Source organism: Neobacillus sp. Soil_C_43, assembly GCF_057656715.1.
This window is the reverse complement of the sequence record NZ_JBDGJV010000012.1, coordinates 129496-143322: the sequence shown is the minus strand read 5'-3', so window position 1 is coordinate 143322 and position 13827 is coordinate 129496. Positions and strand designations below refer to the sequence as shown.

Below are 13827 nucleotides of genomic sequence, written 5' to 3'. Positions count from 1 at the left end.
ACTCCCATGAACATTATCAATATTGCTTGGAAGGGGATTAAATCTGACTTCCGAGACACAAGAACCTTGTTTTTCATGCTAGCTTTTCCGATTGTCTTAATGCTCGTCCTTGGCTCCGCCTTGTCGAATACATTTACGACGAGTCTTCCTGTGGATAATATCCATGTGTTCTATACAGATACGACAACGGGTGAGAATTTCCAGCACTTTATTGCTGAGGTGAAAAAATCAGAGGTCCATTTTAAGAAAGTCACCGATCAAGCAAAGGCGAGAAAGGAAGTTCAACAAAGTAAAGTGGATGGATATGTGGAAGTGTCAGAAAAGGGGATTCAGCTGTATCTCAATAATGGCAACAGTATTGAAGGAAGTATCCTTCAAGGCATGCTTTCTGCTTATGTCGATCAATACAATATCGCCTCTGAAATTATGAAGGTGGCGCCTGACAAGTTGGCTACTGCGTTTACTCCTGAAAAAAAGGCGAATTTTATTAAAGAAACCTCGCTGCAACCGGATAAGCAGCCTAGTTCGATGGACTATTATGCGCTTGTGATTACGACGATGATTATCCTGTACGGGGCGATGTCGGCCAGTTCGTTAATTGTGGAGGAACGAGTGAGAGGGACGGCGAACCGTCTGATTGCCTCTCCAATTAGAAAAAGTGAAATTTTTATCGGAAAAGTGCTCGGAAGTCTCGTGAGTAATAGCTTATGTGCCTTGCTAGTCGTTCAGATGAGCAAACTATTATTCCACGCGAATTGGGGGGATCACCTAGGGATGGTATACGTGGTCCTGCTGACAGAGATTATTTTTGCAGTGAGCTTGGGCATCGGTATCAGCTTCGTGTCCAAAACAAGTGCCGCTCCCAAAGTGATTATTATGCTATTTGTCCAGTTATCCTCCTTTTTTGGTGGAGCTTATTTTAGAATTGTGAATCCTGATGGTGTCTTCAAATTTATTACCGAGCTTTCCCCTCTCACCTGGATGAACTCGGGTTTAACGAAATTGATTTATGCGAATGACCTATCTGCAGCCGTCCCAGCGATCACGATTAATTTGTCTGGGTCACTCCTTTTTTTACTAGTGGCAGTAATCTCTTTACAAAGACGGGAGGGGCTATAAATGAAGGATGTCCTCTGGTTAATTCAAAACACATTAAGTAAGACGTTTCGCAATAAGAAAAACATTATCATGTATCTGTTTATGCCGTTAGTGGGGATTTTCATTGCGTTTATTGCCTATGGTGGGGAACAGAAAGCCCTTCTACATGTAGGCGTCGTCAATCAAGACAAGAGTGAGGTGACGGACGATACAATCCATTTTCTCAAGGGGTTAGAGAATGTGAAGGTTTCTGAGGTCGATGCGGAAAAGGTACAGGACCAGATTACATCCGGTAAACTGGACTGTGTCATCACCTTTGAAAAAGGCTTCTCGGAAAGCGTGTTGAACGGTACGCCAGCACATATCCAGCTTAGTTCCATCAAAGGGGCTGCCGTTACAGGCTTCGTGAAATCCTATTTATATCAATATATCAATAATATCGCGACGATTAGTCGGGCGGCCGATGGGAATCAACCGATGTTTGAGCAAATGTATAAGGACTATCAGCAATCCACCTTTACGCTCGCCACCCATTCATTAGAGGATTCATCGGAAAATAAGAATATGACCAATCAAACGATTGGTTTCCTGATCATGATCATGCTGATGTCAGCGGGGAATATGTCTGAGATCATTCTGTTGGAAAAAGAACAGCGAACCTATTTCCGCTTATTATCGACGCCAATTAATGCTAGAAAGTATCTATTATCCAATGTCATCGTCAACATGATTGTGATGACGATACAGGTATTAATTACGCTTACCATCATGAGAAATATGTTCCATATTGGCATCGGCATGTCCTTCTGGGAAGCGGCCTTCGTGATGTTACTATTTTCCTTGATTGCTGTAGGATTATCGCTTGTCATCATCTCTTTCGCAAACAACCGGAGTGCAGCAGGGGCATTGCAAAATTTAATTATCACACCAACCGTCATGCTGTCCGGCTGCTTCTGGCCAGTGGAAGTTATGCCTACATCCTTACAAAAAATAGCAGAGTTCCTGCCACAGCGCTGGACGTTAGATACATTAACCAAACTACAGGAAGGAAGCTCCTTGAGCAGCTTGTATTTACACTTCATCATCCTGTTCGCCTTTGCAGTAGCCTTTTTCTTACTAGCCGTCTATCGCTTTAGCAGAAACAACACGACACAGAACTTTATATAAAAATTTGGGGACAGTCCCCCGTTGCGCTAAAGCGCCGGGGGACTGTCCCCGAAATTTTTTTAGACGCCCTAAATAGTTGACTTGATAATAATGGAAACACTTACAATTTCAAAATAGTATTTTCTGATGATTGACAAAATAAAAATAGATTAGTAATATCGAAAATGTTAAAAAAAACTAATAATTCTTATCGAGAGTGACCGAGGGACTTGGCCCTATGACGTCCGGCAACCCCCTAATTGGGAAGGTGCCAATTCCAGCAGAATGACTTTCATTCTGAAAGATAAGCTTGAAATAATTGTTTGTATTTCGATGCTTCTTTCAGTTGAAAGGAGCATTTTTTGCGTGAAAAACTTACTGAATCGGACTCACTTTCTTGGGGAACGGCCATTAATTTAAAATATCGCTTATGAAAAAAGAGGTCATCATTATGATTGAAATACGGCAGTTAACAAAGGAATATAAAACAAAAAACGGCACGGTCAAGGGAGTCGATGACGTTTCTTTAACGGTTCAACGAGGCGAAATCTATGGCATCGTCGGCTACTCTGGCGCCGGAAAAAGCTCGTTGCTCCGCTGCATCAACTTATTGGAGCAACCGACTTCAGGCACTATTACCGTCGATGGGACGGACCTTACTTCCTTAAAAGGGGAGAAGCTCCGCCTAGCACGGCTAAAGATTGGTATGATTTTTCAACACTTTTACCTCATCAGCCAGAAGACGGTGTATGAGAACATTGCTTTTTCGCTGAAAGCGGCCAACTATCCGAAGAACCAAATCAGCACACGTGTCTTGGAATTACTTGAAACGGTGGGGCTTGCGGATAAGCGCGATGTGTATCCAGCCCAGCTGAGCGGAGGGCAAAAGCAACGGGTAGGGATTGCGCGTGCCTTGGCCAACAATCCAACGGTCCTCTTATGTGATGAGGCAACCTCCGCCCTTGATCCGACCACGACCAAGTCGATCTTGAATCTATTAAAAAAGATCAACAAGGAACTCAACATTACGATTATTCTTATCACGCATGAGATGAATGTAGTCAAAGAAATTTGCCACCGAATGGCCATTATGCAAAATGGGATGGTCATTGAAGAGGGAACGGTTTACGACATCTTCGCCAACCCTAAAGCGGAACTTACCAAAGAGTTTATTGATAGCGTGGTATCCTTTGACGTTCCGGAATCCATCCTCACTAGCTGTGAAGGGCCGATTATCAAGGTGCTGTTTAAAGGAAAAGTCGCCGGTGAGGGTGTCATTTCAGATATGCTGCAGAAATTCAGCGTAAAAGGGAACTTCCTACATGGTTCCATTGAATACATACAAGAACTGCCCTTGGGCATTTTCATTATGGAACTGAAAGGTGCGAAGGAGGAAGTGACCGCTGCCCTTCGATACATCGAGGACCGGGCAGCGCAAGTGGAGGTGTTACATAATGGGCTTTGATTTTCAGCATCTGGTGGAATTAATTCCAGATATCAATACGGCTTTTATGCAGACGATTTATATGATTGTGATTAGCTTAGCGATCGCCATTGTCATTGGCCTTCCAGTGGGAATCTTGTTATTTGTCACCGATAAAGGTTTGTTTTTACAAAATCGATTTATTCAAGTGATCATGGGATTCCTGGTTAACTTAATCCGGTCTATTCCCTTTATTATTTTGCTGGTTGCGTTAATTCCATTAACCAACTTCATTGTTGGTTCGACGATTGGACCGACAGCCGCAAGCGTGTCGTTATCGGTAGCAGCCATTCCGTTCTTTGCCCGTATCGTCGAATCAGCATTAAGGGAAATCGATAAAGGGGTCATCGAAGCGGCAATTGCGGCGGGAGCGACGCCAACCATGATAATAAAAGATGTTCTGCTCCTTGAAGCAAGATCAGGAATTATCTCGGGTATTACGTTGACCCTTATTAGTTTAATCGGATTTTCGGCCATGGCCGGTACAGTGGGCGGCGGTGGAATTGGAGATTTAGCGATTCGCTTTGGATATTACCGCTATGACAATACCATCATGATTGCCACTGTTGTTATATTAATAGTTTTAGTTCAGGTTATTCAACTGCTTGGTGATTACATTGCCAAAGTTGTCGATAAAAGAAGATAAAGAAAGAAGGAAAAAGTCATGAAAAAATGGTTTTTAGCAATGGTCTTAGTTTTAGTCGTGGGTGCGTTAGCAGCTTGCGGCAGCAGTTCAGAAAGCAAAGACAAAGCAGAGGCAAAATCAAAGGACATTAAATTAGGGGCTACTGCTGGTCCGTACAGTGATATGTTGAAGGAAGCAATTGTTCCTGGTTTAGAAAAGAAGGGCTACAAAGTTGAGATTGTAGAATTCAGCGATTACATTCAGCCAAACAAAGCATTAGATAATGGGGACATCCAAGCAAACCTATTCCAGCATTCTATCTATCTAGAGAATTTCGCAAAGGAAAACAACATGAAGCTGTCTGCACTGATTTCTGTTCCAACTGCACCAATGGGGCTTTACTCTAAGAAATACAAGTCATTGGATGATGTAAAAGACGGGGCAACGGTTACGCTTCCGAATGACCCAACAAACGCGGCTCGTGCCTTAAATACGCTTCGTGATGAAGGCTTAATTACAATTAAAGAAAGTGCCGACCCGTTGAAAGTATCTGAGAAGGACATTGTTGATAATAAGAAAAACTTGAAATTCCAGGCAATTGAAGCTGGTCAGCTTCCACGTTCTGTGGACAGTGTCGATTTAGCTGCTGTACCTGGAAACTTCGCGTTAGCAGCAAAAATGAACTTGCTTGATGCACTTGCAATGGAGAATATGCTAGATTCATATCGCAATATAGTTGCAGTAAAAACAGAAAACAAAGATTCTCAGCTTGCAAAAGATATTAAAGAAGTCGTCGAATCTGCAGACTTCGAAAAAGTCATTGATGAGAAGTTCAAGGGCTTTGGGAAACCTGAGTGGATGAAGAAATAGTTCAAAACGGTTTAATATAAGTATAGAAAAAGGACGCCTTTACATGCGTCCTTTTTAACTATAAGAAAACAGCTAAAACCAAATTGAAAACTCTAGGAGTAGCTCCTTGCTTAATCTTCAAGAACCGGTATTCTCTTAATTTCTGGATCAATAAAGATATCATACTCGTCTAAGCTCTTTGTAGAAAACTCTGAAACTACTGCTCCTTCTGGGCCAGCTTGGAACCAGTGGGGGGTATTAGGTAATAGGGTATATTGTTGTCCCGGCTTTAGTTCAACTTCATGCCAAACGGTAAAGTGCTCTTTTTTATCCTCAGGAATTGTTGCATGTGGATGTTCGCTCTTCAACCCAGGTACATATAAATAGACCGTACCATAGCGACACCTAAAGGTTTCTTCTTTCCCTATATATTCCCCAACAGGCGGATGAATATGTTCAGGACATGTTTGTCTAGGTAACAGAATTAAATCTTTTGCACAACAGCGATCAGTATTGACATATACAACTAGTTGTAATCCAAATTCACGAATTCTACCAAGACCAAAGTCGGCAACTTCAAAGTCTTCAACTTCTTTAGCTGTCAATACAATTCCTGCTTTATTAAGATACTCCAAACTTTCACAACGAATTAAGTCATATTCCGCTTGTTTCATTTTGTTTCCTCCTCATTAAAAACAATGATTAGCCTCTTAATTTCAGTATTAATCCAATCATAAATAACATCCATGCCTAATATACAGGTCTGTTTAACCAAAATTCATATAATCAAAAATGATTTAACCAGAGATCTAGTGAAACTGAATTTTGGTTAAATTCATGTGTATTGTCGTCATGGAAGAAGAGATACCATTCACGTAAACTAACAATAGAAAATGAAAGTGTTTACAAAACTGATAATTAAGAAAATAGGGGATGGATAAAATGGTAAGAAAAATGACAGTGCCTCCAATGGAACTAATTGAATATGATGGTCCAGGCACACAGCTTTGCGCTGTTATGACAGATGTAGGAAGTATTGAAGTAAAAAGGGCAAAAATTCCTGAACCTGCCAATAACGAAGTTAGAATTAAAGTAAAGTGGGTGGGCATTTGTGGTAGTGACGTAGAGGTATATCGTGGAGCGCGAGAACCTGAGTTTATCACGTATCCCACTAGATTGGGGCATGAGGTTGCAGGAGTAGTTGATAAGGTAGGGAAAAATATTATCGGGATTAAAGAAGGAGATCATGTTGCCTTACGGTATGTCTGGGGAGCATTTGCAGAGTATGTATGCTGCAGTCCCTTTGCTGTAAAAGTCTTGCCAAAGGATTTTCCTTTAATTGAAGGTTCACTAATTGAGGTGTTGCCGGCTTTGTTATCTGCGGCTGAGAATGCAGACATTTCGCCGAATAAGAATGTGTTAATTATGGGACAGGGTGTAAGCGGTCTTGCTTTAACACAGGTGGTCAATTTATACAGCCCGAGAAATTTAGTGGTCACTGATTTATTTGACGAAAAACTAGAGCTGGCAAAGAAATATGGGGCAACACATACGTATAAAATGCCATCACCGGATGCTAGAACAATGGATATTGTGGGAGTGGATTTCCCTGATGGCTTTGATATCGTCATTCCTTGCTTACTAGAGGGTTCTGGAATGGTTGACGCGATTGACGCTGCTGCGCAAAATGGCCGAATTGTTATGTATGGCTGTATTGGTACATGTCATAAACCAGTTGACTTCTTTAAAGTACACAAGAAGCGCTTGGACATTTTCTCTACAGAGCCAAAACGAGATATTGATAATAGAAGATATTTTGATGAAGGGCTAAAGTTAGTTCTTGATGGATTAGTAAATACAAAGGAAACGATTACTCATATCTTCCCACTATCAAGAGTTGATGAAGCGTTTAAGATTCGTAATGAGCATAAAGGCGACACGATTCATGTAATGATTGATTGTGAGGTAAATCCAGAGGAAAGTGATGAGTAGAACAGATTGCTTTTATTGCAAAAAGGATGAGCAATTAACAAATCTAATGATTGAAATTTGCAAAATGCCATCCTCCATCCTCTACCTTAATCGAGATCAAACCCATAAAGGGAGATGCATTATTGCCTTCCATTCCCATAAGAGAGAGCTATTTGAACTGTCAGAAATAGAACTAACCTCTTTTATGAAGGATGTTTCCATGGCGGCGGAAGCAATTCAAAAGGTCTTTCAGGCAGATAAAATTAATTATGCCATTTATGGGGATCTTGTCTCTCATTTACACTTTCATTTAGTGCCTAAATACAAAGGTAAAACTGAATGGGGAGAGGCATTTGTGAATAGCCCGGAGTCCAAAGTATTATTAAATAATGGTGAGAATAAACAACGAATCGAAACTATTTTAGACCAGTTAAATATTACGAGGGGGATTTAAATGAAGAAATCTTTATTTAAAAAATTGGCAGTTCCTATTACCGTCATGTCATTAGCAATTTCCATCATTGGCTGCAGCGCAGAAGAGAGCAGTACAAGTAGTAAAGGTGCTGGAAAAAACAAGGTATCTGGAGAAAAAATCATTCTTCGTCTTTCTGAAGCGCAAGTGGATGATTATCCGGATTCTCGAGCTGAAAAGGAATTTGCTAAAATCGTTGAGGAAAAAACTGATGGACGAATTAAAGTTGATGTCTACACTGCAGGGCAGCTGGGAGACGAAAAAACTACTATTGAGCAGACCCAGGTAGGAGTTATTGATATGGGAAGAGCAAATGCAGGGCCTCTGACACAATTTGCTGAGAAATTTGGTGTTTTTAGTTTCCCATTCTTATTTGACAGCCGTGATCATATGTGGAAGGCCATTGATGGTGGTCTTGGAGATGAACTATTTAAAAATTTAGAGGAAAAAGGAGATCTTGTTGGCTTAGCTTTTTATGATGCCGGGGCAAGAAATTTTTATAGTAAGGACCCAATTAGTAAGTTAAAGGATGTTAAAGGCAAGAAAATCCGTGTCATGCAAAATGATATTTTAATAGATGCATTTAAAGAGCTAGGTGTTTCACCAACTCCTTTATCGGCATCAGAGGTATATAGTGCACTACAGATGGGTGTAATTGATGGTGGAGAAAACAATGTTAGTACGTACGTGGCCGATGGACACTTTGAAATTGCTAAAAACTTTACCGAATCAGAACACTTACGAATCCCGGGTGTATTATTTATGAGTAAAAAGGCGTGGGATAAGCTTTCTTCTGAAGATCAAAAAATCATTAAAGCGGCTGCTAAGGAATCTGAGAAGTTCCAGCAAGATGCCTATGACAAGTATTCTAACGAAGCGATGAAGAAGGTTGAGGAAAAAGGTAATAAAGTGATTCAATTATCGAAGGAAGACAGAGAAGCCTTCCGTGATAAAGTTAAACCAGTCTATGATAAATACAAAGACCAATTTGGAGACTTATTCAAAATTATCGATGATGCGAAATAATAAATTGGTAAGGACAGTCTTTTGACTGTCCTTCTCTTTCAAAGGGGGAACCTGAATGGAGAATTTGCTAGGGAAATTAAGGAGGATAACTGAATATTTGGTCTATATTATGCTTAGTGTGATGACCATTATTATTTGTTATCAGGTTTTTTCACGTTTTGTCCTCAATGTTACACCGCCATGGATACAGGAGTTATCCCTGCTTTTAATGGTGTGGATAGGATTTCTTGGTATTGCAGTAGGAATACAAGATAATAGTCATATTCAAATTAATCTCTTTATCAACGCACTTCCGGAAAGGGCTAAAGTGTGGGTAGGTAAATTTCATCGTGTTCTAGCAATCCTTTTTGGAATATTTATGGTGATTCAAGGTGGCCAGTTTGCCCATGAAATGAGAACTTCTACTATTTCTGGTCTCAACGTGCCATCAGCTGTTCTCTATTACTCTGTTCCAGTTTCAGGAGGACTAATAGTCTTGTATTTGGTTTTGGAGTTATTTGGAAAATGGCATCCGACTATAGTCGATGGGGAGGGGGATGAGTAATGGCCATTCTAACGTTATTTGGTTTATTTATAGTTCTGCTTATAATTGGTGTTCCCGTAGCTTTAGCGATGGGACTTACGTGTATTGTGGTTGCCCTTCAGTTGGATATTCCTTTATCCATGTTAGCACAGCGGATGGTAACTGGTATCAATAGTTTCCCGTTATTGGCCATTCCTTTCTTTATTTTAGCAGGAGAGATTATGAACATTGGCGGGATCTCCAAACGGCTTGTTCGATTTTCGGATGTATTAGTTGGTCGTTTTCGTGGGGGGCTTGCAAATGTGAATATCACAACAAGCATGCTATTCGGCGGGATTTCCGGATCAGCTTTGGCAGATGCTTCTTCTATAGGTTCTATCCTTATTCCAATGATGAAGAAGAAAGGTTATGATACAGATTTTTCTGTTGCTGTAACGGTTTCAGGTGCGACGCAGGGTATTATTATCCCTCCCAGCCATAATATGATTATTTATGCCTTGGTTGCAGGTGCAGGTGTTTCCATCAGTTCCTTATTTTTAGCGGGAATTATTCCTGGGGTTTTATTGGGTATAGCTCTAATGGTTACTTCTTTTATCATTGCAGTAAAAAGAAAATATCCTGCCGAAAAACCATCCTCCTTTAAAGAAGTCCTCGTTGCTGCTAAAGAAGCAGTTCCAGGTCTGTTTACAGGTGTCATTATTATTGGAGGAATTATTTCAGGTATTTTCACAGTTACAGAGTCTGCTGCGATTGGTGTTGCCTATGCTTTTATTATTAGTTTCTTTGTCAATCGTGACGTTCCGTTATCAAAAATGGTAAATGTATTATCAGGAACATTTAAGACAATGGCAATTGTTGTATTCTTAATCGCTGTTTCTAGCGGGTATGCCTGGCTATTGGCTTTCCTAAAGGTTCCAGCAATGATTTCAAATGGAATGCTGGGTCTTTCAGATAATCCTATTGTTATTAAACTCATCATTATCGCCATCCTATTATTCTTAGGAATGATCTTAGATGTGGCGCCGATTATCCTAATTACAACACCAATCCTTTTGCCCATTGCACAAAGTGTTGGAATGAATCCGATTCATTATGGAATCGTTATGATGATTTGTATGGCAATTGGTCTTGTTACACCGCCAGTTGGTGGGGCGCTGTTTGTCGGAAGTGCGATTGCTAAGGTTCCGGTTGAAAAAGTAATTAAGGCACTTGTACCTTTTTACGTTTGTATGATTGTTGTCTTACTGCTTGCAACTTTTGTCCCTCAAATTGTGATGGTGGTGCCCAATTTATTTAACTAGTTTCATAGATTTTGTAATATTGCAGGTTGCTCCCCTAACGAAAAATCCTGTTCGAGGACAATATCCTTACCAATTACGGTTCGAGTCTTCTCTCTATACTCCGAAGGGGCAATTCCTATTCTATCTCTAAATAAACGAGAGAAATAGGGGGGCGTTAATCCTACTAAATCAGAGATTTCTGTAATAGAAAGGTTGGTGAACTCTAAATATTCCTTTGACTTTTCTAACCGCAGCCGCTGAAGGAAATTCATCGGAGTGGTTCCTAACTCTTTTCTAAATAGCTCAATGAGATAATGTGGATGGAAGTTAAAATGCTTTGCAATATCTTCAAGAGATATTTTGGATTGAATATGTTCATTTAAGTACTCAACAATAGGGAAGTCTGGATGAAATTCATTTTCTAATGAGTAGGAATCCAATTCATTTTCATGTTTTGCATACTCTCTTTCTACTAATATCGATAAAAGGAATCCTTTAAATCCAACATCAATACGGTAGGGCAATAACTCATTAGGTTTATGTAAGTTTTGGGTAGACAATTTAAAAAGGTTTTTTACTTCATTTACGTTGCTAATATAAAGGGGTTTCCGACTATGATGAGACTGTAGTAGCTGCTCTAATTCTTCGCACATAATATTGAATTTGAGATCAATCGTCATCGAATCTTGAGTGAAACGAAAGCTATGGACACAACCTTTAGGTATAAAATAGGCATGTTGTGGTTGAAGGTTAAATGTGGTTTCATCCATTGTAATAGTCCCTTCGCCATTGATAACAAACAGTAGTTGATAAAAGCTATCATGAACGTGACTTTCAACTGCACTGTTTTTTTCATAATCTATACGTGAAATCCAAATGATGCGTAATTGGTCATCTCTAAGCATTTCTAATGTCCTCCCCCTTAATAGTTACTCATAATATTAACATAAGTAGATTCAACTGTTTTGAAAAATCTGAAAAGGAGGATATGTTTAATGGGATATTTACTTGGAATCGACATCGGTACTTCTGGGACTAAAACCTGTTTGTTTTGTTATAATGGAGAACTTGTAACTTCAGCCTATGGAGAATATCCTATGCTTCAACCCCAGGTTGGATGGGTGGAACAGCATCCGGAAGATTGGTGGATTGCTACAAGACAAACCATTCAAATGATCTTTAAACAATCGAAAATTAATCCTTCAGACATTAAGGGTATTGGATTATCAGGCCAAATGCATGGCCTGGTCCTGCTTGATCGTGATGGAAAAGTGTTGAGACCTGCAATTATATGGTGTGATCAACGAACTGGCGAGCAAGTTGAATGGATGCGTGATTCAATTGGCACGGAAAGAATTATTGACCTTACATCTAATACTCCGCTACCGAATTATACAGCTTCGAAGCTATTATGGGTGAGGGATAACGAACCTAATATATATGATAAAATTCATAAAGTATTATTGCCGAAGGACTATATTCGCTATAAGCTAACCCAGGAATTCGCTACGGAAGTTTCGGATGCATCTGGTACTTTATTATTAAATGTAGCATCCAGGACATGGTCTTCTGAAATGGTGGAATTGCTAGGTTTTGAAAATGAATGGCTGCCTGAGGTTAGAGAATCGAATCAAATTTCAGGAACAGTTTCTAAACTTGCTGCTATGGAAACGGGACTATCGGAAGGGACAGCTGTAGTAGGAGGTGCAGGAGACCAGGCTGCAGGTGCAGTGGGCAATGGTATTGTTAAAGCTGGTGTTATTTCTGCATCCATCGGGACATCAGGTGTTGTCTTTGCATCTACAGACGAAATTAAGAAGGACCCCCTTGGTCGACTACATAGCTTTTGTCATGCTGTTCCAGGAAAGTGGCATGTTATGGGTGTAACGCAGGCTGCTGGAGGTTCACTGCAATGGTTCCGGAATCATTTTGGTATAGCTGAAATGGAGCTAGCCAAAACATTACAAAAAAACGTTTATGATATTTTTACGGAAAAAGCAATGATGGTTAAGCCGGGATGTGAGGGACTGGTGTTTCTCCCTTACTTAATGGGTGAGCGTACTCCTCACTTAGATTCATTTGCAAAAGGGACATTTGTTGGGATAACTTCTAGGCATGGAAAGGAGCATTTTATCCGCTCAATTATGGAAGGTGTAGCCTTTAGTCTTAAAGATTGTTTAAGCCTAATAGATGATTTAAAAGTTGCGAATTCAGAAATTCGCATATCTGGCGGCGGTGCAAATAGTTTATTATGGCGCCAAATATTTGCAGATGTATTTAATCAAAGGATACATAGGATTCATGCAAATGAAGGACCGGCATTTGGTGCGGCACTCTTAGCTGGTGTTGGAACCAACGTCTATTCTTCCGTTGAAGAAGCTTGTTTCCAAACGGTACAGTATTATGATACTGTCGAGCCTAACGGAGAGTTTGTCCAAAGATATGAAAACTATTACACAATTTATAAAGAACTATATTTTAATTTATATGAAACCTTTTCTTCACTTCATAAATTAGCAGTTGAATAAAAATAAAAGGATGGGAAAAATGATTCCCATCCACTTTTGTGCCATCTGTTACGCCTGAATGATTTTCTTTTTGTTAAGATGTAATTATTAAAGCTCTTTGGAAGGAGAAAAAAATAATGAAACTTGCCATCATTCATACAACCCTTGTCACTATTGAGCCATTAAAGAAATTAGCTGAGAAATATTTAGCAAACTATGAGGTAGTCAATTTTCTCGATGACACCATCTTACCAAGCTTACTTTCAACTGGAGGAAACATCGAAAAAATTGAACACAAGTTAATTCAATACTCGATCTTTGCAAAAGAAGCAGAAGCAGACATTATCCTTTTCGCATGTTCCTCTGTAGGAGAAGTGGCTATAAAGGCAGAACAAAAAGTAGGCATCCCGGTGGTGAGAATTGACGAAGCTATGGCAGAACAAGCAGTTCATCAAGGGGATAAAATCGCTGTAATCGCCACTCTATCCACAACTTTAAATCCAACCGTAGCACTTCTTAAACAAAAAGCGGACCAGTTTAAAAAGAACAACCAAATTCTTACTGTCCTTGCAGATGAGGCCTATTCGGCTTTAATGGAGGGTGATAAAGAGAGACATGATACTATTTTAGCTAATGAAATTTCCCGATTGGCAGAAGTATCAGATGTAGTGGTTTTAGCACAGGCTTCTATGGCAAGAGTATTGGCTCATTTATCAGAAGAGGTGAAAGTAAAATGTCTTACATCTCCAGAATTAGGTATGCAACGAATACTTGAAGTAATGAACGGGTAAAGAAGGCAGGACTAAAATTGTCCAAAATATAAAGATTACTATAGTCATATATTCGA

At 39.8% G+C, this 13827-nt stretch carries 14 protein-coding genes and 1 riboswitch; of the genes, 12 read left to right on the top strand and 2 right to left on the bottom strand.

All coding sequences use genetic code 11. The annotated features are described in order from the left end of the window. The first annotated feature begins 6 nt into the window (after positions 1–6). The 5 genes from AC3A54_RS16535 (at position 7) to AC3A54_RS16515 (ending at position 5222) form a co-directional block, all read left to right on the top strand. Positions 7–1119 carry an ABC transporter permease gene (locus AC3A54_RS16535; protein WP_487655287.1) on the top strand — a complete coding sequence of 371 codons (1113 nt, stop codon included), beginning with the start codon at positions 7–9 and terminating at the stop codon, positions 1117–1119. Then, positions 1120–2265, top strand: coding sequence for an ABC transporter permease (locus AC3A54_RS16530; RefSeq protein WP_487655286.1), 1146 nt, complete (start codon positions 1120–1122; stop codon positions 2263–2265). 184 nt (positions 2266–2449) lie between these two features. Continuing rightward, positions 2450–2555, top strand: a riboswitch (SAM riboswitch). A gap of 140 nt (positions 2556–2695) precedes the next feature. Further along, positions 2696–3709 (top strand): methionine ABC transporter ATP-binding protein, encoded by a 1014-nt coding sequence (locus tag AC3A54_RS16525; RefSeq protein WP_487655285.1) that lies wholly within the window; start codon positions 2696–2698, stop codon positions 3707–3709. Next, positions 3699–4373 carry a methionine ABC transporter permease gene (locus AC3A54_RS16520; RefSeq protein ID WP_487655284.1) on the top strand — a complete coding sequence of 225 codons (675 nt, stop codon included), beginning with the start codon at positions 3699–3701 and terminating at the stop codon, positions 4371–4373. The genes AC3A54_RS16525 and AC3A54_RS16520 overlap by 11 nt, the downstream gene beginning before the upstream one ends. Before the next feature lie 18 nt (positions 4374–4391). After that, entirely contained in the window at positions 4392–5222 is an 831-nt protein-coding gene (locus AC3A54_RS16515; RefSeq protein ID WP_487655283.1) for a MetQ/NlpA family ABC transporter substrate-binding protein, read from the top strand. Positions 5223–5332: 110 nt separating this feature from the next. On the opposite strand, the gene AC3A54_RS16510 is transcribed toward AC3A54_RS16515, so the two are convergent. Then, positions 5333–5875 (bottom strand): D-lyxose/D-mannose family sugar isomerase, encoded by a 543-nt coding sequence (locus AC3A54_RS16510; RefSeq protein WP_487655282.1) that lies wholly within the window; start codon positions 5873–5875, stop codon positions 5333–5335. A 268-nt stretch (positions 5876–6143) separates the two neighbouring features. On the opposite strand from AC3A54_RS16510, the gene AC3A54_RS16505 reads away from it, so the two are divergent. Genes AC3A54_RS16505 through AC3A54_RS16485 form a run of 5 tightly spaced genes read left to right on the top strand, consistent with a single transcriptional unit; the run spans position 6144 to position 10494 of the window. Further along, on the top strand, positions 6144–7193 hold the full coding sequence (locus AC3A54_RS16505; protein ID WP_487655281.1) for a zinc-dependent alcohol dehydrogenase: 1050 nt from the start codon (positions 6144–6146) through the stop codon (positions 7191–7193). After that, positions 7186–7626, top strand: coding sequence for an HIT family protein (locus AC3A54_RS16500; RefSeq protein WP_487655280.1), 441 nt, complete (start codon positions 7186–7188; stop codon positions 7624–7626). Before AC3A54_RS16505 ends, AC3A54_RS16500 begins: the two co-directional genes overlap by 8 nt. Further along, positions 7627–8670: a TRAP transporter substrate-binding protein gene (locus AC3A54_RS16495; protein ID WP_487655279.1), complete on the top strand. Its 1044-nt coding sequence runs from the start codon at positions 7627–7629 to the stop codon at positions 8668–8670. Between the two features lie 55 nt (positions 8671–8725). Further along, entirely contained in the window at positions 8726–9214 is a 489-nt protein-coding gene (locus AC3A54_RS16490) for a TRAP transporter small permease (RefSeq protein WP_335545631.1), read from the top strand. Next, positions 9214–10494 carry a TRAP transporter large permease gene (locus AC3A54_RS16485; protein ID WP_335545629.1) on the top strand — a complete coding sequence of 427 codons (1281 nt, stop codon included), beginning with the start codon at positions 9214–9216 and terminating at the stop codon, positions 10492–10494. Before AC3A54_RS16490 ends, AC3A54_RS16485 begins: the two co-directional genes overlap by 1 nt. A gap of 2 nt (positions 10495–10496) precedes the next feature. On the opposite strand, the gene AC3A54_RS16480 is transcribed toward AC3A54_RS16485, so the two are convergent. Next, a complete protein-coding gene (locus AC3A54_RS16480) occupies positions 10497–11378 on the bottom strand; it encodes a cupin domain-containing protein (RefSeq protein WP_487655278.1) in 882 nt (293 codons plus the stop codon). A gap of 90 nt (positions 11379–11468) precedes the next feature. Between AC3A54_RS16480 and xylB the strand changes: the two genes are divergently transcribed. Next, entirely contained in the window at positions 11469–13001 is a 1533-nt protein-coding gene (gene xylB, locus AC3A54_RS16475; protein ID WP_487655277.1) for a xylulokinase, read from the top strand. Positions 13002–13117: 116 nt separating this feature from the next. After that, complete coding sequence (locus AC3A54_RS16470; RefSeq protein ID WP_487655276.1) at positions 13118–13771, top strand: aspartate/glutamate racemase family protein; 654 nt, start codon at positions 13118–13120, stop codon at positions 13769–13771. Positions 13772–13827: the final 56 nt, after the last annotated feature.